The following is a 21,977-nucleotide window of genomic DNA, read 5'->3' on the forward strand; positions in this document are numbered from 1 at the left end:
AGGAGTATAACATGAAGAATAATAAAGTGTATAATGTTTTTCAAAAATTAGGCAAAGTATTAATGACCCCCGTTCTATTACTACCGATTTCAGGTATTTTAGTTGGTCTTGGTAGTGCTCTTTCTAACCCAAGTTTACAAAATGCAGCTCCTTTTTTAAAAAATGAACCCATTGTATTTTTTAGTATGCTTATTAAAGATGCTGGTAATGTTATTAATAATAATATTCCTATACTTTTTGCTATGTGTATTGCTTATGGATTTGCCAAATCAGAAAAAGCCACCGCTTGTTTATCAGGATTTATTGGCTATATGACAATGAATACTATTTTAGGTAGTTTCTTAATTTTTACAAAGACGATTAATCCAGAAAGTTTGTTAACTGGACAAAAAACAATCTTAGGTGTTTTGACCCTAGACACTGGTGTTTTTGGTGGAATTATTATTGGCTTAACAGTTGCTTATCTTCATAATAAATTCTATAAGATTCAATTACCAGCAGTTTTTTCTATCTTTAATGGAACACGATTTATACCTGCAATTACCGTCATTGTAGCAAGTTTTGTAGGTATCATATTAGCATTTATTTTCCCTCCAATACAAGGAATGTTGAATAATGCAGCTGATTTAATTGATCGAACAGGTGTATTTGGAGCTTTCATTTACGGAACATCCGAACGTTTACTATTACCATTTGGCTTACATCATTTTATTTACTTACCATTCTTCTTTACATCCCTAGGTGGAAGTATCGAAGTTGGTGGTGAAGTAGTTGAAGGTGCCGTTAATATCTATAATCAAATTTTAAATACACCAGGTATGATGTTTGATATTGATGTTAGTAAATATGTGATGAACGGTAAGGTTTTATTTGCTATGTTTGGTTTAACTGGAGCAGCACTAGCTATTTATAAATCCGCTTTACCAGAAAACCGAAAAAAAGTAGGATCATTAATGATTGCAGCTGTAATTCCTTGTGCTATTATGGGAATTACAGAACCATTAGAGTACTCATTCCTGTTTGTTGCTCCTATTTTATTTGGAATTCATGCCTTATTGTCAGGTGTTGCTTATGTACTAACATACCTTTTCCAATTTAATGTAGCAGGACCTTCCGCTTTTGGAGGACCATTTTTATCGTTGATTTTTAATGGGATTCTCAATTCAGATAAAGGTTCAAACTGGTGGATTATTCTCCCTCTTGGAGCTATTTATTTTATCATGTACTATTTATATCACGAATTGCTCGGCAGTCAAAATAACCTATAACCCAAAATAAAGAAGTATTTTATTGATGTTATTTTTCTTACCATGTATTTATGACAGGTACTTGAAAAAGTTCTGTTAGGAAATAAAATACAAATTGCGTAACTATTCATAACCCTATAATTCAATAAATAAATGAATTACTATTGTTTCATGTTGAATTTGACACCAGTTCGACAAAAACCTACAAACCGAAAATGATACCGATTAATCTGGTGTGATGTCTATCGTCAGTCAAAATGAGAAATTAAACCAAACATAAAAACCGTAAATTAATATTTAAACGTTTCTAACTTACACGGTTTATTTTCCAGTCTCTCGCAATCTTGAGTGGATCTCTCTTCGTTATTCGAAAATAAAGTCTGTAATACGTTTCGCAGCCTTATTAGTTATTTCATCAATATCATCTTTTGTCCAAGTATCTTTTGAATAATTAACTAAGGCTTTTGCAATTTGGTACTTACTACCTATATATCCATTATGACTAGTGATATGATTCTCTTTCTTGGTTCTAAACCAAGCATCTCCAATTCCACGATTTATTTCTGATTCAAGTAATATTTTATTTCCTAGCTTTTCAGCGTATTCATAAAATTCTTCTTTATCAGTAAAACCAGCATCCTTCATGATGTTTTCTCGGTTTAATCCACTTTGTGGCATAATATGCTCAATATCAATATTACCACTAATATTAAAAGACAATGCATGATTCTTACTATAAAGATACTCATTTAAGTAGATGATTGGAACGGAAATGCCACTCTCTTTAAGAGTTTCCTCAATATCTTCTCGGTTGAAATTACTATCAATGTGATGTTTAATTTCCAAAATTAATTCCTCATCCAAAACTGTCTCTACTTGGCTATATTTCAAATTAATACGTTCTAAAAATCCTTTGAATTTTCCGTTGCCATAAGCAAAATCTGTGACTTCCAAAACTGTCGCAAGCCGCAACAAGTAATATAGATATTTTTGATTATCTCTGAAGTATGAAAAACTGCTAATAAAAGGCTTGAAATTCCCATTAAACTTGTTATAAATTTGACCAAATTCACTATTATCAAAATTATTTACAATATCAAGTAACCGATCTAATTGAGTAGTAAATAAAACATCATCATTAAGTAACTCCTTATTTTTTGCGAAGAATGATCGAATACCAAGATTTCTAGCGACAGGTCCGTGCTGTTCCGATAATTTTGTAAAAATATAATGAGTCATCAACAAATTCAAATTTAGAGAAGAATTATCTGTTTTTGCTACAATTGCTTGCCAGCTGGATTCAAATTCTTTTCTATCGCTTGCATTTTCTGTAGCCTTTGATACGATTACTTCTATCGGAGTAAGAGGCACTCCTGTTCCGTTTAACGAATTAAAAATATTAATTGCTTGATCAGTATTGAAGCTGGTAATGGTAATTACCTGACAATAGTTGATGAAGTGTTCTGAAAAATCTCGTATTTGAGTATTTGTAAGTTTGCTACAGTAATTGTAAAAAAATCTGAAATTTTTATAAAAATTTGTATATTTATTATCATTTTGACGACGATAAATCCTAATAACTGAATTTCGAATACTTTCAAAATCTTCACTAATCAAAATAGTTGCCATATCTAGAGAATATAATTCTGAAATCGAATTGTTCAAATACTTAATGTCTTGAATTTGAAGTTCATATTTATTTTTTTTATAAAAGAAAGAGTTATCTTCATCAAGGTTGTAAAGCATTCTAACAATATTACTTTTGAACTCGCTAAGCTTTTCAATAAGTTTAGCATCTTCAATAGACTCTTCTTTCAATTTTCCTAGCTCATTATTTATTTTAATAAGAATTGCTTTAAGAAGAAGCATAAAGGTTGTAGTCCTTTGTTGCCCATCAATCAAGGTCACTTCATGTTCTTCACCAGATTCTTGTGCTATCAAAATTGCTCCAAATAGATAGTTATCTTGACAATTTTCATCAAAATTATTTTGATGTGTTTCAATATCTTCAATCAGTTGTTCACATTGAGTAACTTGCCACGCATATGGTCTTTGGTAGCTAGGAATATAAAACTCTTTTCTGTCAAAATATTCTTTCACAGTTTGCAAATCTGGTTTAATATCATTTCTATTCATAGTTTTTTCTCCAATCTAAATTGAAATCTCGTACATATTGTATCAAAGTTAACATAAAAAACTTAGGTGCGTGATATTGAAATACTCCCGTAAGTTATATTTTTTTGAAATCATAAGTATTTTTATCCTGTTGACTGAACACCCTTTTTAATGTGTATAGCATATTAACCGCTACTACTGTGGTATAATATAAAAAATATTGATATTAAACACTCAAACTAATAATAAATTCTATGTTAACTGTACTAGAACAAAAAAATTGTGTTTTATCCCTCAAAATATAATACAAAAATATAAAAAAGTAATGAATTAATCGCTACTTTTTTGGCTATAGGTGGTGTTTGTCTAACTACTGATCAACTCCTGAGAGTTTTCTGGTAGTTTCAGCAGATTCATTATATGCCAGTTGCTTTTCGTTTATTGCCAACATAACTATGATATAATGAACCAGATTGAATCTCAAAGCATCAAAAGAAGCCCTGATCTGTAGGTTAATTAGAGCTTAATTTTTTTACTCTTCAGGAACAAATACGCGTTGACGATTGCCATCAACCACATACAAAATATCCTTTCCTTCATATGGTAGTTGAAGCATCTCATCAATTGTAACATCAATCGTTTCAATCTTCTTATTTTCATGTGCATCATAGATAAGTGAGTCTAAACTCTCTCTTCTTTTTACTTCTTTTTTATTAGATGTAGAAATATCAATATTTTTCTTAATTGAAACAGTACCCTGTAATACAGTTTTTCCAAGAACACCCCATCCCCAAACAGGAACAAAATTAACAACTTTTTCTATTTTATTGTTGTTTTTCTGTTTGATTGATTTTTCTGTCTGATATTTTGATTTAATTATTTTGTAATAATTATCTGCTGCATAATCTATATTGAGATATAAGCTATTCTTATAATTATTTTTAAGTTGCGTTGTCAATCCTTCAATTAGTTCACTTTGTCCGCCAATCTTCATCCTTGTTCCTAACTCAATCAATTCAGTAAAAAGGGATAACTTACTAGCTTCAAATGCAATTGACATTTGAAAGTTCAAATTATCAAGTTTCTTCTTATCACCTTTTTTATCAGGAACAAAATTATGCACATCACGATTAAGTCTGTATAAGTACTCCTCTTGAATTTCTTGAGAAGTCTTTTTGTAATTTCTGATTTCATTGACATCAGCCATATCAACTATTTCCCTAACTGCAATTTCTGATAATCCACGCCTAGCAGCTTTTAATTTTCCAATACTCTCGTCATGGTGAAATTGAATAAGTTCATCAAGTTTTTCGTCAATTTGGCGAATTTGAGAATTTATTTGATTCAGATAATATGTCCCTGATATCATGGACATAACTTGCATGCCTGCTGATAATACCATAGCAGGATTAATAGCACCAGAAATGGCTACTTCAGTGAAGCCAAAATGTTCTAACTTTTTTTCACCTCCATGAACCATTGTTGTTAACGTTCCATTTTTAAATTTGGATAATTTTGCTGGATCAACTGAAGCAGTAAATAATCCATTTGGCGCTTGTTTAGCTATTTGAGCTACAGTCATAGCTTGATTTGCAACTTGTAAAGCACCTTGAGTTATATTTCCTGCGAGTAAAGAAGCTTCTGAAACAAAAACTTCTTTGAATTTTTTTCCTTTTTGAGATGCTGATAATCTTTTCATTATGAGCTCTCCACCTATTGGATTTGATATAATTAACTTGTCTGATTTCGCAATATCATTTTTTTCAGCCATTTTTACTGTCCTTCATCACTTTATATTAGTCAAATAATTTTTTGATGTTTTTGTACAAAAACATCTGATACTGGCTTTATATATAATGCATTTTTTCATAAATCACTCCACAATTTTTTAGTATGGACTTGAGCAGATATCTTATTTTTGGAGAGTAAATTACAATTTATAAATTGGATAATATAATTTCCAACCGAAAATAATCTTTTAATAGATTTTTTATTTTTAGTATTATTTAAAAGCTTTTGTTCCTAAATCAATTATATTACATCCTTCTTTTTTTAATTTATCAAGGAATATTTGAGGACTTTCTAACTGGTCTTGAGTAAATCCTATAATAATTTGGTTATTATGAAATAGCATTGCTTGATTAAAAAATTCAATCATATCTTTTTCATGTATACTATGTTGTTTTGGTTCATCAAAAATAACGAAACCTAGGTGATTACCATTATACATATTCGAAATTTTTAATAGACTTAAAGTATATGACCATATTGTTCTAATATTATCACTAGCAGATGAATCTGCTTTCAGGTCAAATCCATCCGCTTCAGGCATATAAGTATCTCTAGAAATCTTAACCTCATTCAGATTAGAAACACTTCTATAATCAAATTCGTTGTTCTCGTATATCTAATATTTATGATGCGAAGTACGTCTTATGATTATGACCACAGGACTTTGACGACTATTCTAAAATAATTATTTACTAACAGCAAGAAATATTAAATATAAAAAAATACACGTTTATTCAATGTCGGCAGACTCTAAAAGAGATGTTGGGGTTTTTTGAGGATACGCCCCATATTGTCTTCCTTTTTCAGAAAACAAGTATATTCTTTTTTTGGCTCTAGACATAGTAACATACAACAATTTTTTTGCTTCACTCTCAGGATTTTTCGATTTGAAGTGTGGCACAATATCTTGAAGAAAACCGAAAGCAATCACCACCTCGTATTCTTCTCCCTTGACTTTATGAATTGTCGAAATATTAATTCCAGACTTTTCTTTGTAAATATTCCTAAAATCACCAATATCTGTACTTAATTTCAATCTTGTATCATTAATTCTATTAAAAGCTTTTGTAAAAAAATCTTCATAAGCTTGATACAAATCTTGGTGCGTCGCTTTATCAATTTCTAAAATCTCGAACAAATATATTATTTTTTCTTGTAAAAAAATTAGCCCATTGCTTTCCGTCGATTTTGCTGAATTCAAGATATCTAAAAAATCCAGAGCTTTGAACTTTATGGAAATAGATACATCAAAGTCATCTTTTAGAATATTAATAGCCTCATTCGCAATAGTTTTCCTTAATCTCATTTTTTCACCGATAGGAGTAAACACTAAAAAGCTGATTTTGTAAAATAAATTTAATTCATCTGGTTTTATGGGGTAAACATCTTGAGAACGAAAATTCAAATTGGTTAATCTCTTTTTTAATTCCTTTGCTACAGGGGTTAGTATGAACTGATTTGGAGCAATAACACATATTTCATTTTCGCTAATTCCATCATTTATCAAATTTTGAATAATATCTGCAATTCTAGAAGAAAGATTATCCTTATGAGTTTCTTTATCATATTGTATGACTCCATAATCTTCACTGTAATTTGCTAAGCTACTGATTCTGTAAGCTTCAGATTGGAATTGTGAATATAAATTCACAATTCTCTGAGTAGACCTATAACAACCGTCTAATTTTTTACTTGAAAAATTTAAGCCTGTAATTTCCTCAATCTCCTTTTTGCTCTTCACAACACCACCTAAAGATGTAAATATAGCTTGATCTGAATCCCCTACGAACATAAACTTTATAGATTTATCATTTTTCGCTAAAAGTCCTAGAATTTGATACTGAGCATTGTTTGTATCTTGGTATTCATCAACAAATATTGATCGAATATTGTTTGAGATTATTTTTGTTGGAATAGGATTCTCTTCAAGAATTTTCAAAGAAAGTGTAAGAATTAAATCAAAATCTATTTCATTAGCTCTTCGAAGTTTCTTATGATACTCAGCTACTAAATCTTTTTTTTCAATATCATCTTCAAAATAATTTCCTGAAGTAGTCACCATCAAATTGGGATGTTCATAAGGATTATATCTCATCCCACGATTTTCATATATCTCTTTAAGGTATCTACTTGTAACATAATCATCAATTATCTTAATTCCCCGAGCTGTTCTTTCTAAATTCAATCCAAATTTTCTTAGAATGAAATCCAGACAAAATTGATGTATTGTACCTACCCAAATATGACTCTCATTTAGATTTAGTTTCTCAAGTCTTGACATGATTTCATTAGCCGCTCTATTTGTATAAGTTATTGCAACAATTTTTTTCATTGATTCAGGATAAAGATTACTCATATATGCAATTTTTCTTGTTAAAGTACGAGTTTTACCACTTCCAGGACATGCTGTCACAAATAGATTGTTTTCACAGTCAAGAACTACTTCTTTTTGGCAATCAGAAAGCGTATCTAGAATTCTATCGATAAATTGATTCCCCATTTTAAACACCTCGTTTTGCTTCCCACTTTTCTATAAAAGAATACAAGCATGGACAGTCGTCTTCCCATTTTTTATCCCCTAAAAAATCCTTAATCCCCATCTTTATATCAGTGTTATGAATGATCATCTTCTCAACAACCTTTTCGTTAACCGATTCAAGTGAGACAAAAGCTAAGGCATCTAATATATATTCTGGTAATATATACTTTTCTTTAGATTCTATTACCTTTTGAGCTATTATAGTTGCTAACCAGCCTTTACCTGTAGAATCAGCAAGACTTAATACTGCATTACATTTAATTTGATCACTATTAGCCACAAGCTTTTTCAAAAAAAACAAATCATTTGCACAAGACAATTTATCTCGCCACTGTTTAATCGTGGTTTCTTTACTATATAATTTTTCAAGAACACTGCTAAATATCCCATTGTTTACTTTGGCAAGTTCAATTTCAAATGTAGACTCAGCATAAAAAGGACTGACCCATTTGTTACCGTTAAAAATACGTTCTAATTTATCCTTTCTTTCTAAACCTTTTGCTTCTGCCCCTGCCTTATAGATTTTATTGTTCACTAGCTCTTTTTTTAAAGTCCCATCTTCTTGTCTCTTATTTCCTACTATAAGCTTTGGAACCATTTGTTTATCAATATCTGTAATTATTGCACATTTTCGCTTTATACGTTCATTAGAAAATAGTGATGCGATATATTCAAAAGCAGTACTACCAACATTAACAACCCCAACACCAATTTCATCTAAAGAAACTCCTAAAGAATTTTTCACAAGATTTGGAATCAGTATTTCTTCCGCATCACCTTCGACCAACAATACTGCTTTGGAAAATAAAAGATTGCTTCTTTTTGCATCCAAGTATCTTTCGATTGATTTCGAAAGACTTATTTTGGTATTTAAATTATTTTCTCCAAATATATCTAGTTCTGTATTGGGATTCATTGCTACTGATAAGTTATTAAACGATTTAACGATATTCATTCTTGATATTTCAGAACTTTCAGCGATATTAGGAGAATGGGTTGTCATAATTACCTGAGTTGATTTATCTTTAATTCCCAAATTTTGAAAAAGAGTTCGTTGAATGTGATGATGAATGTGAGCTTCCGGCTCTTCAATCAGCATAACATTCAATACTTCTCTAAAACTACATTTATTGTACTCAACAATTTTTAAAGCTATAAAAATCATATTTAAATGTCCTAAACCGAGTGACTTCATGTCCTCCTCATTTTGAGGTCTTAGCTTTAAAAACCTAGACAAAGAAGTGAGATCATCCGATATATTTGAGGATAAGGATAAATCAGGAGAATAGACTAGACCCAAAATATCTACTAATTTATTATTTATATCACGTTTAATTTCTCTAATTTCATCAATGTCAGTAATAGATTCATTCAAATCTTTTATCTTATCCTTAACATCTTCAAATTTGGTATCAGAAATTTTATCTTCTATCTCCTCAACTATTTTTTTAATAGGATTAGATGTAGAGCCTACAGTTCTGAGAACATCTCTAAGTGCATCAATAAAAACTACCGAAATATGTTCATTAATATCTTTTATATCTATCTTACTACCTATATATTGTTCATTATCCTGTTTATCCTTAGGATCAGGAGATTTAAAGTTTTCAAAATCTCCAACTATATCTTTATATATTCTTGGATCAGTAAAATCAGTAGTCATTTTACCGCGATAAATAAACTCATAATCTGATATACGTATCGAGTTTCTAACATCTTCAAAATCAAAAACATCGCCAGATACATCATGGAGTTCTTGTCTTTTTTTTACATTTGGACGAATGATTAAGCAGACATTTCCTTCAGAAAAGCTCGTATTTGAAATTTCTTTTCTAAGACTTGCGATAACTTCTTTATCATTTTCCTCATCAGAAATATTCTCAAATTCAGCAGAAATAATAATCCAATGACCTCTAAAGTTGTCTAGAGAATTGTTAAAATCGTTCTCGTTTAAACTTTTTACAGAATAGTAAAAATTATCATCTAATAACATTCTAATTGCAGTCAATGCATTCGACTTACCTGAATCGTTTTCTCCGATAATAGTGTTTGCGCTAGCAGAAAAACTGAAAGTTGTTGAGCTATAATTTCTAAAATTCACAATTTGTATTTTCGATAAATTCATTACTGTTTTCTCCACTCTCGTCTCATTATTATTTTCCTCACTTAAAGCGATCTCATTTAATTCATTATCCTCTCCGATTGCACTTTCAAAACCTTGAAAAATCCGGACATCATATTTTTCATTCTAATTTTCAGATAAAATTCTTTCCGTTTTCAACTTTTTCAATCAATTGTTCATTTTCATAAGTCTCAATTTTAATAAAATGCCTTGAAAGTTTTGTTAAATTACAAAGTGTAGACTTGCCAGATCCATTCTTGCTAAAAATAAAATTCTTATTCTTTAGTTCAATCTTTTTATCTTGAAAAATATAAAAACTACTTATAAAATTAATTTTCATTTTTATTCTCTCCGTCTAATATAGCAAACTTTTCTTTCATAACTAGCTTCATCAATGGTGACATTTCATCTGATTCATATTTTTAACTCCTCTTTGTATTTATTTATACTCTTTCATGTTTAAATTTTACCACTTTATTCTTCTTATTGAAATTAATTTCATAAAATTCAGATAATTCTAACTTATCGAAAGTGGGAACAGCGTAAGTTAGCGGAGGTAGCTAAAAGAGTAACTCGTAAAAATAAAAATTTAGAATCAGTATTGCCGTTAACTATCTCAGCTCAAGAAGGACTAATAGACCAAAATGATTTTTTTAACAAAACTGTAGCTAGTCGAGATGTTAGTGGGTATTATCTTGTTAAAAAAGGTGAATTTGCATATAACAAGTCCTATTCAAATGGCTATCCTTGGGGAGCTATAAAACGACTAAATAATTATGATATGGGAGTTCTATCTACCCTGTATATTGTATTTGAATCTACAGATATAGATACAGATTTTTTAGAGAAATATTACGATACTACTTATTGGCATAAAGAAGTTTCAAAGCATGCTGCAGAAGGCGCAAGAAATCATGGATTGTTAAATATTGCAGCATCTAATTTTCTCGAAACTGATCTTGTTATTCCTCAAAGCATCATGGAACAGAATAAAATTGGTACCTTTTTCAAACAACTCGATAATATTATCGCTCTTCAGCATAAAAAGCTGGAACAGTTAAAAAGGATAAAAAAAGCTTTCTTACAGCAGCTATTCCCTGTAAATGATGAAAAAGTACCTATAGTTAGATTCACTAACTTTGAGGGTGATTGGGAGGAGTGTAAGTTATCAAATCTAACAGACCGCTTTGATAATCTTCGTGTTCCTATTACTGCATCAGATCGTTTAGTTGGGAAAACGCCATATTATGGAGCAAATGGAGTTCAAGACTATGTTGAAGGTTTTACTCATGATGGTGAATTTATTTTAGTAGCTGAAGATGGGGCAAATGATTTGAAAAATTATCCTGTACAATACGTTAATGGAAAAGTTTGGGTGAATAATCATGCACATGTTCTTCAAGGGAAAGAAGCATTTACAGATAATAGATTTTTGATGAATGCTATAAAAAACTTAAATATAGAGCCATTTTTAGTTGGTGGTGGGCGAGCAAAACTTAATGCTGACGTCATGATGAAACTAATTATTAAATCACCATCATTTGAAGAACAACAAAAAATAGGTTCATTCTTTAGGCAGTTAGATGATACTATCGCTCTTTATCAACATAAGTCAAACCAATTAGAGCAATTAAAACAAGCATATTTGCAAAAAATGTTCATCTAATTTTAGTATGAGAAATTTAAAATCTCCTAGATAATAGTTATTGGATATTATTCCAAAAAACTAATAATATAATATAGGAGGTTTTTGCTATGGCAAGACAGAAAAAAACTGGGCAATTGTTTCATGAATACTTTGAGGAATGGGTTGCATTATATAAAGAAGGTGCCGTGAGGCCACTAACTTTAAGAAAATATGAAATTGCCCAACAATATTTAGTGGAACTCACACCAAATTTAAAACTATCTGAAATGGATAGAAAAAGTTATCAAAAGTTGTTAAACGATTATGCGGTTACTCATGAAAGACAGACAACTATGGATTTTCATCATCAAATTAAAGGAGCAATTTTAGATGCGGTTGATGAAGGGTTAATTACGCAAAATCCCACTAGGAAAATTATTATAAAAGGAAAAGAACCAGCTAAAAAGAAACCGAAGTTTTTAAATCAATTTGAAGTTCAAGCTCTATTAAAACAATTGAATTTGACAGATAAAATTAATTGGGATTGGTTTATTCTACTAGTAACGAAAACGGGGCTTCGTTTTTCAGAAGCATTAGCATTGACACCGAATGACTTTGATTTTGCGAAACAACAGATTGATGTAAATAAATCATGGAGTTATAAAGGAACGAATGGAAGTTTTCAGCCAACTAAAAATGAATCTTCAAAGCGAAAAATACAGCTTGACTGGCAAACCGCTATGCAATTTTCACAATTAATTAAAAACATTGATATGGATAAACCAATATTCGTAACAAAAAGAATTTTCAATTCGACAATCAATAATCGATTGAAGGTATTATGTATGCAAGCCGATATTCCAGTTATTACTGTTCATAGTTTACGCCATACACACGCTTCGTTATTAATTTTTTCAGGCGTCTCTATTGCTAGTGTTGCCAAGAGATTAGGACATTCTAGTATGACTACTACTCAAGAAACTTACTTGCATATTATTCAAGAATTAGAAAATCAAGATAATGAAAAAATCATGCGATATTTATCGCAACTCATGTAAAAGAATACTACAAAAAGCAAGCGTACAATATTTGTATGCTTGCTTTTATATAAGTGATGTAACGTTTCTAAATAAACATTTTTTGCAAATATGCTTGTTTTAATTGTTCTAATTGGTTTGATTTATGTTGATACAAAGCGATAGTGTTATCAAGTTGTTTGAAGAATGAACCTATTTTTATCTGCTCATCACTATTTTTTGTGAACCAAATACCTTCATTCTTCAATATTGTAAAATGTCTTTTATAACCTTGTGACTCAGGTTTGTATCGTTCCAATGTTGAAAAAAGATATTGACCATCAAATCCATCAGCACTCAATATTTTTACGCCATCTGTGGCTACAAAGAATGGCCTTTTGGGTTTATATAGTGAAACAGTATGGTCTCCAAATAGAGTAACATCAGCGTATTCTGCAAATGCCTCTCCTTCTGCATATCCAATTATTGGTTTATCTCCTTGTTGGATAATTTCAAATTCACCTTTAAGTCTTGGTTCAGCTAAATATTGTTTAAATGAGTGAGATTTTAGCACATCTTTCAACTGACGCTGCCCCCAATCCTCCTCAAAATCCGCAAATCGTAATCGTGGTATTTTTTCATCATCTACAGGGAATAATAGTTGTAAGAAAGCTTTTTTTATCCTTTTTAACTGTTCGAGCTTACATTGATGAAGAGTGATAGTGTAGTCGAGTTGTTTGAATAAGGTGCCAATCTTCTTTTGCTCTTCAGCATTTTTAGGGATCATTATCCTTTTTTCTAATAAATCTGATTTAGTCATTCCTTTAATAGATGTACCCTGTATGTTGTTCAATTCTTTTTGAAGCATCGTATATAAAGAATAGCTTCCAAAATATGGATCTACTTGTAACTCTGAAAGTGATAAAAAATCTTGACTAGTAGCATACTCAAAAGACATCAGTGCCAATTTTCCGACACCTACACGTGTTACTATCGCAATTGAATTAGAAGGAATGATTTTTGTTGCAGATTTTTGAACAGCTTCGTCTGTAATCTTCTTTTTTGGAGAAACGTTAAACAATCGATTTGTTTCTAAATCACTACTTTGAATCCACGGAATAGCACCATTCCAAAATTCTTTTACACTAGTTTTAGGTGTACCTCCACCATAAGTATCTTTTGCAAATTGAAAAACCTTACGCTGTTCCCAATCATCTTCAAAGCCCTCAAACCTTAGTTCTGGTACGTTTTTATTAGTCATTATCTGAACACTCCTTTAGTTGCTTCAATTAAATCTTTTGTTTCAGGAGTGACAGCTAATTGATCTAGCATAGCTAAAAATTCAGTTTCTGCTTGTTTAATTTCCTTATTTAAATTGACGATTTCTTGACTAACTTGAACAATATCAATTGCTTCTTCTTGCTCAAAAGTGTCAACGTAACGAGGAATATTGAGATTATAGTCATTTTCCTTAATTTCATCAAAATTCGCTACATGGGCATATTTATCAATATCTTGACGATTAATATAAGCGTCTAAAATAGCTTGAATATGATCATCTGTCATAGTGTTTTGATTCTTACCTTTATCGAAACCTTTTGAGGCGTCAATAAACAGAACATCACGATTTGTTCTATTTTTCTTTAAAATAATAACGGTTGTCGGAATACTTGTATTAAAGAAAATATTTGCTGGCATACCTATTACAGTATCAATGGCGCCTTCCTCCAATAAACGTTGACGAATCTTTCCTTCTGCATTTCCACGGAATAAGACGCCGTGGGGCAATACAATCGCCATAACACCACTGGATTGTTTCAAATGATAGTAACCATGCAGTAAAAAGGCAAAATCAGCTTTTGACTTAGGCGCTAGCACCCCAAAAGTCGAGAATCTAGGATCTTGCAAAAAGCCTTGCGCTGCACTCCATTTAGCAGAATAAGGTGGGTTCATTAAAACACCATCAAAGTCTGTCGGTTCTTCCGTAGGCCAGTCTTGATCTAGGGTATCTGCATTGTGCAAAAATTGGTTTTCAACTGCAACTCCATGCAACATCATGTTCATTCTTGCAAGGTTATAAGTTGAAGTGTTCAACTCTTGACCAAAATACGAGATTGTTCCCGGTTGATTACTATATTTTTTTGCATTTAATAACAGAGACCCTGAGCCCATGGTTGCGTCATAAACAGTAAAGCCTTTTTGATTTTCTTTTCCATGAAGCACGATTTGGGTCATTAGTTTTGCTACCGGTTGAGGAGTATAGAATTCCCCAGCTTTTTTACCAGAATCACTCGCAAATTGACCAATCAGATATTCATAAGCATCACCTAAAACATCGCCAGCATGACCGGCAATATCTAAAACAGAAAGTTCTTTCATGATTGAAGCAATTGTCTGGTTCTGTTTCTGAGGAGTGGCACCTAGTTTTTTCGAATACAAATCAATATCTTCAAATAAATTCTCAAATATTTCATTTGATTGTTCAATGTTTCTGAACCCTTGAGCCAATAATTCTAGTTGAAATTCACCAACGTTCACTTGATTAACTAGTGAAGTGAATGTTAGATTAGGCTCAATAAAATAACTAATATCTTCTTTTAAAACCTCAATTAAATCTGTTTTAGTATCTTCATCACTATATGCATCAAAATAAATTTCTTGGGCAGTTAATAAATTGTCTGTCGGGGTCTGCATAGTATCTGCCACATAAAACAACATCCTATCTGATAAATATTTATAGAAAATCATTCCTAATAAATATGATTTATATTCATTGGCATCCATCTTTGAACGCAAAATATCGGCACTATTCCAAAGCGCTTGATATAGTGTTTTTGATTTTTCTGATTGATTAGTTGACATAGTTTATGAATCTCCTTGTTATCTTCTTTGTAATATCGGCTCTATAACCTCTTGAATAACTTTTGTGTAAGCTGGCTTGATGCTGGATTTATATTTTAGTGGACTAAGTGCCTGATCGCCATACTTTTCTTTGTAGGCCGCATAATCTTGCGATTTTCTTAGTTCATATTCACCGCGCTGTTTGGTAGCGCCTCGTCTATAATTTTTGACAAGGAATAATAACTCATCATAACCAACGAACCATTGCTTAGAAATTGATTTAACTTGATTTTGGATTGTTTCTTCAATTAAAGCATCCAAAAGATTAGAAACAGATTGCCCACGATAAAGTTCTGGATCTAATTGCACTTGTAGCCAAAGACTGTTTATCAAATCTGCTAAGCCTGAGTTTGTCTTCCCAAGTTCGTTAATATATTCTGAAACCGCCTTGATATCTTTATTAGATAGTTCTCTCACCTCTAATCTATCGTCAGGAATGAAAGCCTGAATGAGAGATAAAATATAGTTGTAATTAATTTCGTCAGTATGAACGCTAGATAATTCATAGAAAATATCAATATCAGAGCTTTCATCATCAGAGCCAGGATCTTCTCGACGCCTTTTTAATTCTTCAATCACATTCTCATATTTCCCTGCATACTCTTCAATTATTTTGGTTGTCAAATTTGACTCCTCGAAAATAACCTCTTGGTTATAGTCAGAATAAACTTGAATCGAAGCAAAATACTTATCAAATTCTTGGTATGCTTTGGCAAATCGTTTTAAGTCCGCATCAGTGGCAGAGCCAATTTCTGGTGTTTCTTCTGGTGTTCTTGCAATATGTTTTAACTGTTTTACTTTTTCATCAAAATTTGCCTTTTCTTCTTCCCAATTTGGCGCTAAGACATAATTTTCACCACCGTTGCTATATAAACGTAGAGCATAGTCAACAGCCTCTTTAAAAAGATGTGGTTTTTGAAAAGTCACAATTTGACCATAAGATTTTGTCTTATCAAAAAGTCGGTTCGTTCTACTGAATGCTTGAATTAAGTCCTGTGGTTTCATTGGCGCTCGATCAATGAATAGAGTCGAAAGGCAAGGCGCATCAAAACCTGTTAATAAACGATTAACAACAATCACCAAATCAAGTTGTTCTTCTCTAAAGGTAAACCGTTCTTTTTTACGTGCTAATCGCTCATTGACATCGCTGTTATACGCTCGAATATCTGTTACTGAATAATGAGTGTTAAACTCCTCATTATAATCCTTAGTCGCTTGTTTCATATGCTTTTGATTATCAACACTCGATTCTTCATTTTCAGTTATTGAATAGGTTATGGCTATTTTGGGAAAATCAGGCAATACACGTTTTCCTTTTTCACTTACTTTCACTGACATGGCGCCATTCTTAACCTGTTGAAACAAATCATAATATTTTTGAGCGATTGCGATACTTTTAACAGTCAATATTGCACTATACGTCCGCCCAACGCCATTTTGAAAACCTAATTTTTGATAAGAATGATTAACGATCGAATCAATCACTTCCAGCATATGTTCTTCTGTTTCATAAATTGAATCTTGAATTTCATTTTCTTCGATATCATTAATGAACGTCTGCTTATATTCAGGTTGAAAGCCAAGAACGGCTTTATCATGAATTGCTTCTTTAACTGTGTATTGATGTAGCCTGTCACCGTATTGTGCTTCAGTAGTTTGAGCTAAATCACCTTTTTGCGCACGTTTATTTTCCTTGAAGATTGGCGTACCGGTGAACCCGTACCAAAGAGAGTGAACAAAGAATTGTTGAATTGCTCGTTGGCGTTCTGGAGAAACCGCACGATGACATTCATCCACTACAAAAGCCAGTTTTAGCTCTTTAATTTTTTTATACTCTCTTGCGTATTTGCCCTCTTCGAACTTTTTCATCATGGTATTAATCTTTTGAATTGTCGTCACAACTACTCGTTTATCTGAAGCATAAAGACGCTTCACTAAATTGTGAGTATTCTCAGTTTCATCGATATCAATTGTGTCATTTTCTGCATAAGAAAGAAAACTTGAAGTCGTCTGTTGGTCTAAGTCTCTCCTGTCTACAACAAAAATCGTTTTTTCAATCGCTGGAATTTGAAGTAAATTACGTGCCACTTTATAACTGGTCAAAGTCTTACCGCTGCCGGTAGTATGCCACACATAACCAGATTGTTGGCGACCGCTGGCTTTTTTAACCGCTTCAATTGCGTGAACTTGATATGGACGAAGCAAGATTAAAGCTTTTTTATCATCATCAATTACTGAATATTGCATAACCATCTGGTGCGCTCGCGGAATTGATAATACTTGATCGGTAAAATCGTTTAGTGCAACAACTGGTCGATTATTTTTATCGACCCACTTTGTCAAGAATTGGTCATTTATCTTAGATTCTTTAGCTGCAGCAATATATCTTGTTTCGGTCGCATTAGAAACAACGAACATTTGTAAAGTAGAGTAAATACCTCTGAACTTTCCTTCGCCATCATATTTTTTTATTTGACGAAAAGCATCCATAAATCCTGTTGATCGATTCTTTAGCTCAATATGAATCATCGGTAACCCATTAATTAATAAGGTCACATCTAAACGTCGATTAGCATCTTTAGTGTCAATCTTATCTCTTTGTACCTGATTAACTACTTCATAACTAGATTTTCCGCCAGCCACATTATCCCGCCACAAAACTTCTAATCTAATCGTTCCTAGACTTGCGTCTTCTCGCTGAACTTGGACTTTAGCGATACCATTTTCACCAGCAATCCATTTTGCGGCTTCATAATAATTTACAAAATTCAGTTGGTTTTGAATTTGAAGTTTTTCTTGCTCGGTTAAAGAATTACCGTCTAGTACCCGTACATTATTTTGTTCTAATTTCTCAAAGAAATTTTGCCATAATAAAGAATCAGTATTTAAGTCTTTCCGATAAGTCCATTGACTCTCACCACTTGTTAATTGGTTAATAAGTTGTTTTTCGATAACTGCTTCGCTTGTATAATCACTACTCATTTCTTCAACTCCCTAAATATAGGATTTTCGCTTTATTATATCGTAAGTATAAAATGAACTCATACTTGTAATTATATCACGAATGCGCTTATCTCCTAGTAATTTTAATAAGTCTATCTATGAAATATGGGATTTCCGACCATTTCTATTACCATATATAAGTACCAAACTAATAAATATATGGAGGCGTTAAAATGGAACAAGCTAAAAAGAATAGTAAGTTTAAAGAATTGGAGAAATTAGATAGTGTTAAGGTTGGCTATGCTCGAGTAAGTAGTTTAGACGATCGTCAAAAACTAGGTCTTGAAGTCCAGACAGAAGCATTGACCGGTTGCACAGTTATCTTCTCAGAGAAACAATCTGGCAGTAACGACAATAGAGTAGAATTAGACAAAGCAATTAACCTTGCTAAAGATTTATCTGGTTGCGGGAAACAAGTGTCTTTCTGTGTCTACAAAATGGATAGATTAAGCCGTAAGACCTCTAATACCGTGACAAAAAGTTATGGTATTTTTTTATTGAATATCATCAGAATTGGAAGCAAAACATAAAATACAACGGGTAATTGAGCCCTTTTTCTAAACGAATAGCCCAAAGATAGTTGATTTGAATTACGGTATAATCAATAAAGTGATTACGTTCAAATTGTCTTAGAGCTGCCTTATTTTTAAATTTATGTTTTATCTTTAATCTACCTTTCTAATAAGATAAACAATCAAGATTTATTTTTTGTACATTGCTATAGTCTGGTTATAAAATTCCCTTTACTGTTGTCTCGTAGCGGTATAGAATATTATTGCTATTGCACACAATTAAATTTAACTAAAATCCAAAATTATTATTGCGTTTTATTCTTCCCCCAATCAATATCATCTATCTCTTCATAATTCTGCGCATCTTCCATAGTAAAAACACCAATTTTCTTAGATTCCATTCGAATTTTATCTTTAAATATTAGCGCTAAATCAGTAAAGAAACTATCACTTGTCTCAATCTGTGCCATGTTCAATAATTGCTTTCCAACTTGAGTAAACGAATAGCTCTTGTATTCCACCTTATAGTTATTCCCTTCGCTTGTAGAAATAACTAGAACTAAATTGTCATTTTGGAATCCATATAGATATGGATATTCTACATCAAACCTATTCTCTACAGTTACCCCAATTAGCTCACAATCTTTCATTCTTCGAAACTCATTAAAGCCAATCCCGTGTTTTTTATATAAATCTAGTTCTTCATCAGTTGATGGATAGTAAAGATATTCTTCACCATCTTCTTCGGTAATAACTAAAGTTGCCAGTTTTGTAATTATTTCAACTTCATATTCATCTAGGAGATTTAATACTTCTTGCGTCCGAAGAGATAGTTTGTAATTCTCTAATTCTTCTAGTTCTATTAGTCTATGCCACGGAAGTACAGATTTAGCTTCTGCTTTAATTTCTAACAATGGGTCTATTTGTATATAATGCGTATTTGAATTATTTTGTATTTCTAAAGTATAATAAAGTACTTCGGCTAAAAAGATATATACATTTTTATTATAATTCAATCTGTAGGACTGGATTATACCATTTCGGATGTCACCAGATAAATTGGTGGCATTTTTTATTTTGCCTAATACTTCTTTGGCAACAGCTTGGCTATCGAATTTATTGTCTCTATAGTTTATGCTCATAAATCTCTGGATAACCTGTTGAATATAATTATGGAATGTTACTTCTGCGATTTCATCTTGTACTACTTTATATAATGTTCTTCCCTTATTATTGCCATTAAAGAATTTATTGTAGAAAGTTTCACCCACCATGCTTTTAACCTCTCGATAGATGACAAGACAGAGTCCTTCACTAAGGGTTTTGGGGAGTTTCCAATCCACACCAGTTATATTTTTATGAATTACTTTAAAATAGCTTGAAACATTAAACAAAAGTTCTTCCTCCAATCAGCAAGATATTGGCAAGATTATAGCAACAAACCGCTCAATCGCCGTGATAATCTCTATACATAAACTAGCTAGTTTAAATTATATCACTCGAGTGAATAGCTTAACAATTAGGGAGGAATACAAAATGAACCCACAACAACAGAACCAATTCTCAACATCACTTAGCCCTGCAAACTTCTCAACTGAACATATGCCACTTGCTGCTAAACGTCAGATCCATAAAGACTCATGCGATATTTTCCGTGCAGTAGTGCATAAAAATATGCTTGAAAATGGGATGTCTTTAGTGACAAATACAGCAATGACTAATATCGCTAATTTATCGTTGCTTGAGTCTCAGCTGTCTGCTATTGCACCAACTGCTGAAAATCGGCTGAGATTTATCGTTGACCAGTACACAATTAAGGCTAATAACCGCTTAGGAGGATATTAAGATGCAGATAGATATTATTACAGGAGTATTCTTCTTCTTTTTAGCTATGGGTATATTCTGCTCTGCATTATCTGCCTACTGGTTTGTTGAAGATTTAATTAATAAATATCGAGGTAAATCTAAAACAAAAAAGACAGAATACACCGAGGAAGAAGAGTTCTATGCAACCTTACTTCAAATGAAATCGGACTTAGATGCTGAAGCTTTTGAAGCTAGTAGAGATATGCTAAATGAAGTGTTTCGACATAAACGAGAGTAATTTTTACAACGGTGGACAACTAATACAATTTTAGCCAATTTCACCCCTGTTAGAGTGATTCGTATCGCTTTTAATTTTAATCATTCAAAATTTGCATTTTTACTATGTTTTCTATATAAATCGGAGAGATTTTAGGCAAAAAAATCTGCTTGAAATCTTTCTAGTTCAGTTAAAGGAAAGGATGAAATTAAATGACAGAAAAAACAATCAATACTACAAAAAATCCAACTAAATATAAGACAGTCTTGGCAGACCCACCTTGGGATATCCAACAAAAAGGTAAATCTCGAGGGGCAATTAAGCATTACAACTTAATGACTTTAGAGCGGATCAAAGCCATACCGATTGCCGATTTAGTGGAAGAAAATGCACATTGTTGGCTTTGGGTAACTAATGCAACCTTGGAGGCAGGCTATGATGTTTTGCGTGCATGGGGCTTTACACCTCGCAGTATCTATACGTGGGTAAAACCAAGATTAGGGCTAGGTGTATATCTTAGAAACTCTACAGAGCATTTACTACTCGGCACACGTGGTAAAGCACCAATTCAGTTTAAAGGACAGATGAACTGGGGCTTTATGCCCCTTCAAGATCATAGTCACAAACCCGAAGAAGTTTATGACATTATTGAACGCTGTTCTGAAGGTAACTACCTAGAACTATTCGCTAGACGACCAAGACACGGCTGGGATATTTGGGGTAATGAGGTGGCTAGTGATGTGAAAATCAGGGACTTCCCTGTACCAGCCTACAAAGTAAATGCTAAAGATTTTACGAAAACAGAAATGGAGCGTGAGAATGGATGAAGCTAGACAAAGAAAAAGACCCACCAACCAAGAAAATCAGCTCCTATATTTTCTGGTTCATCATTGCTTGTGTTGGTATCAACTGGGGCATCAAGCTACTACTAGAGGTTTGGTGGGTGTTGGCGATAGTTATTGGACTAATCACCATTTTAGCACTCTTACTTCGTCTCAAACACTGGAGAGATTGGAGTTAA

The 21,977-nt window shown here is 32.2% G+C and carries 18 protein-coding genes; 8 read left to right on the plus strand and 10 right to left on the minus strand.

What is annotated here, in order from left to right; genetic code table 11:
• Positions 1 to 11: 11 nt before the first annotated feature.
• Complete coding sequence (locus I585_RS13765; protein WP_010742399.1) at positions 12 to 1,268, plus strand: PTS transporter subunit EIIC; 1,257 nt, start codon at positions 12 to 14, stop codon at positions 1,266 to 1,268.
• Positions 1,269 to 1,610: 342 nt separating this feature from the next.
• Here the strand turns inward: I585_RS13765 and I585_RS13770 are convergent, their stop codons facing one another.
• The 6 genes from I585_RS13770 to I585_RS13795 form a co-directional block, all read right to left on the minus strand.
• On the minus strand, positions 1,611 to 3,383 hold the full coding sequence (locus I585_RS13770) for a DUF262 domain-containing protein (protein WP_010742400.1): 1,773 nt from the start codon (positions 3,381 to 3,383) through the stop codon (positions 1,611 to 1,613).
• Between the two features lie 511 nt (positions 3,384 to 3,894).
• Positions 3,895 to 5,133, minus strand: coding sequence for a hypothetical protein (locus tag I585_RS23425; protein ID WP_010742401.1), 1,239 nt, complete (start codon positions 5,131 to 5,133; stop codon positions 3,895 to 3,897).
• A 231-nt stretch (positions 5,134 to 5,364) separates the two neighbouring features.
• Positions 5,365 to 5,694, minus strand: coding sequence for a hypothetical protein (locus I585_RS13780; RefSeq protein WP_010742402.1), 330 nt, complete (start codon positions 5,692 to 5,694; stop codon positions 5,365 to 5,367).
• Between the two features lie 189 nt (positions 5,695 to 5,883).
• The gene (locus I585_RS13785; protein ID WP_010742403.1) at positions 5,884 to 7,653 is read right to left on the minus strand and encodes a UvrD-helicase domain-containing protein; all 1,770 of its coding nucleotides are present in this window, start codon (positions 7,651 to 7,653) and stop codon (positions 5,884 to 5,886) included.
• A 1-nt stretch (position 7,654) separates the two neighbouring features.
• Complete coding sequence (locus tag I585_RS13790; RefSeq protein ID WP_010742404.1) at positions 7,655 to 9,817, minus strand: ATP-dependent nuclease; 2,163 nt, start codon at positions 9,815 to 9,817, stop codon at positions 7,655 to 7,657.
• A gap of 130 nt (positions 9,818 to 9,947) precedes the next feature.
• Complete coding sequence (locus tag I585_RS13795; RefSeq protein WP_010742405.1) at positions 9,948 to 10,154, minus strand: hypothetical protein; 207 nt, start codon at positions 10,152 to 10,154, stop codon at positions 9,948 to 9,950.
• 261 nt (positions 10,155 to 10,415) lie between these two features.
• Here I585_RS13795 and I585_RS13800 point away from each other — a divergent pair, with 261 nt between their 5' ends.
• Both I585_RS13800 and I585_RS13805 read left to right on the plus strand, forming a co-directional pair.
• A complete protein-coding gene (locus I585_RS13800; RefSeq protein WP_010742406.1) occupies positions 10,416 to 11,480 on the plus strand; it encodes a restriction endonuclease subunit S in 1,065 nt (354 codons plus the stop codon).
• 89 nt (positions 11,481 to 11,569) lie between these two features.
• A complete protein-coding gene (locus tag I585_RS13805) occupies positions 11,570 to 12,499 on the plus strand; it encodes a site-specific integrase (RefSeq protein WP_010742407.1) in 930 nt (309 codons plus the stop codon).
• A 67-nt stretch (positions 12,500 to 12,566) separates the two neighbouring features.
• On the opposite strand, the gene I585_RS13810 is transcribed toward I585_RS13805, so the two are convergent.
• The 3 genes from I585_RS13810 to I585_RS13820 are packed head-to-tail and all read right to left on the minus strand — an operon-like array spanning position 12,567 to position 18,340.
• Positions 12,567 to 13,718 carry a restriction endonuclease subunit S gene (locus tag I585_RS13810; protein WP_010742408.1) on the minus strand — a complete coding sequence of 384 codons (1,152 nt, stop codon included), beginning with the start codon at positions 13,716 to 13,718 and terminating at the stop codon, positions 12,567 to 12,569.
• A complete protein-coding gene (locus tag I585_RS13815) occupies positions 13,718 to 15,319 on the minus strand; it encodes a type I restriction-modification system subunit M (RefSeq protein WP_010742409.1) in 1,602 nt (533 codons plus the stop codon). Before I585_RS13815 ends, I585_RS13810 begins: the two co-directional genes overlap by 1 nt.
• 18 nt (positions 15,320 to 15,337) lie before the next feature.
• On the minus strand, positions 15,338 to 18,340 hold the full coding sequence (locus I585_RS13820) for a type I restriction endonuclease subunit R (RefSeq protein WP_010742410.1): 3,003 nt from the start codon (positions 18,338 to 18,340) through the stop codon (positions 15,338 to 15,340).
• Between the two features lie 194 nt (positions 18,341 to 18,534).
• Between I585_RS13820 and I585_RS13825 the strand changes: the two genes are divergently transcribed.
• A complete protein-coding gene (locus tag I585_RS13825; RefSeq protein ID WP_010742411.1) occupies positions 18,535 to 18,891 on the plus strand; it encodes a recombinase family protein in 357 nt (118 codons plus the stop codon).
• A 287-nt stretch (positions 18,892 to 19,178) separates the two neighbouring features.
• On the opposite strand, the gene I585_RS13830 is transcribed toward I585_RS13825, so the two are convergent.
• Positions 19,179 to 20,267, minus strand: coding sequence for a hypothetical protein (locus I585_RS13830; RefSeq protein WP_010742412.1), 1,089 nt, complete (start codon positions 20,265 to 20,267; stop codon positions 19,179 to 19,181).
• 142 nt (positions 20,268 to 20,409) lie between these two features.
• Here I585_RS13830 and I585_RS13835 point away from each other — a divergent pair, with 142 nt between their 5' ends.
• The 4 genes from I585_RS13835 to I585_RS13850 all read left to right on the plus strand — a co-directional run bounded on the left by I585_RS13835 (position 20,410) and on the right by I585_RS13850 (position 21,977).
• Positions 20,410 to 20,718, plus strand: a complete 309-nt coding sequence (locus I585_RS13835; protein WP_010742413.1) for a hypothetical protein — start codon at positions 20,410 to 20,412, stop codon at positions 20,716 to 20,718.
• Position 20,719: 1 nt separating this feature from the next.
• Entirely contained in the window at positions 20,720 to 20,977 is a 258-nt protein-coding gene (locus I585_RS13840; protein WP_010742414.1) for a hypothetical protein, read from the plus strand.
• 191 nt (positions 20,978 to 21,168) lie between these two features.
• Complete coding sequence (locus I585_RS13845) at positions 21,169 to 21,783, plus strand: MT-A70 family methyltransferase (protein WP_010742415.1); 615 nt, start codon at positions 21,169 to 21,171, stop codon at positions 21,781 to 21,783.
• Positions 21,780 to 21,977, plus strand: a complete 198-nt coding sequence (locus I585_RS13850) for a hypothetical protein (protein WP_034709023.1) — start codon at positions 21,780 to 21,782, stop codon at positions 21,975 to 21,977. Before I585_RS13845 ends, I585_RS13850 begins: the two co-directional genes overlap by 4 nt.

The sequence above is a fragment of the Enterococcus malodoratus ATCC 43197 genome (genome assembly GCF_000407185.1).
Taxonomy (GTDB): domain Bacteria; phylum Bacillota; class Bacilli; order Lactobacillales; family Enterococcaceae; genus Enterococcus_A; species Enterococcus_A malodoratus.

Excerpts from the sequence above, each read along its gene's own strand:
- I585_RS13765 (WP_010742399.1), top strand. The coding sequence starts at position 12 with ATGAAGAATAATAAAGTGTATAATGTTTTTCAAAAATTAGGCAAAGTA.
- I585_RS13770 (WP_010742400.1), bottom strand. The coding sequence starts at position 3,383 with ATGAATAGAAATGATATTAAACCAGATTTGCAAACTGTGAAAGAATAT.
- I585_RS23425 (WP_010742401.1), bottom strand. The coding sequence starts at position 5,133 with ATGGCTGAAAAAAATGATATTGCGAAATCAGACAAGTTAATTATATCA.
- I585_RS13780 (WP_010742402.1), bottom strand. The coding sequence starts at position 5,694 with ATGCCTGAAGCGGATGGATTTGACCTGAAAGCAGATTCATCTGCTAGT.
- I585_RS13785 (WP_010742403.1), bottom strand. The coding sequence starts at position 7,653 with ATGGGGAATCAATTTATCGATAGAATTCTAGATACGCTTTCTGATTGC.
- I585_RS13790 (WP_010742404.1), bottom strand. The coding sequence starts at position 9,817 with ATGAATTTATCGAAAATACAAATTGTGAATTTTAGAAATTATAGCTCA.
- I585_RS13795 (WP_010742405.1), bottom strand. The coding sequence starts at position 10,154 with ATGAAAATTAATTTTATAAGTAGTTTTTATATTTTTCAAGATAAAAAG.
- I585_RS13805 (WP_010742407.1), top strand. The coding sequence starts at position 11,570 with ATGGCAAGACAGAAAAAAACTGGGCAATTGTTTCATGAATACTTTGAG.
- I585_RS13810 (WP_010742408.1), bottom strand. The coding sequence starts at position 13,718 with ATGACTAATAAAAACGTACCAGAACTAAGGTTTGAGGGCTTTGAAGAT.
- I585_RS13815 (WP_010742409.1), bottom strand. The coding sequence starts at position 15,319 with ATGTCAACTAATCAATCAGAAAAATCAAAAACACTATATCAAGCGCTT.
- I585_RS13820 (WP_010742410.1), bottom strand. The coding sequence starts at position 18,340 with ATGAGTAGTGATTATACAAGCGAAGCAGTTATCGAAAAACAACTTATT.
- I585_RS13825 (WP_010742411.1), top strand. The coding sequence starts at position 18,535 with ATGGAACAAGCTAAAAAGAATAGTAAGTTTAAAGAATTGGAGAAATTA.
- I585_RS13835 (WP_010742413.1), top strand. The coding sequence starts at position 20,410 with ATGAACCCACAACAACAGAACCAATTCTCAACATCACTTAGCCCTGCA.
- I585_RS13840 (WP_010742414.1), top strand. The coding sequence starts at position 20,720 with ATGCAGATAGATATTATTACAGGAGTATTCTTCTTCTTTTTAGCTATG.
- I585_RS13845 (WP_010742415.1), top strand. The coding sequence starts at position 21,169 with ATGACAGAAAAAACAATCAATACTACAAAAAATCCAACTAAATATAAG.
- I585_RS13850 (WP_034709023.1), top strand. The coding sequence starts at position 21,780 with ATGAAGCTAGACAAAGAAAAAGACCCACCAACCAAGAAAATCAGCTCC.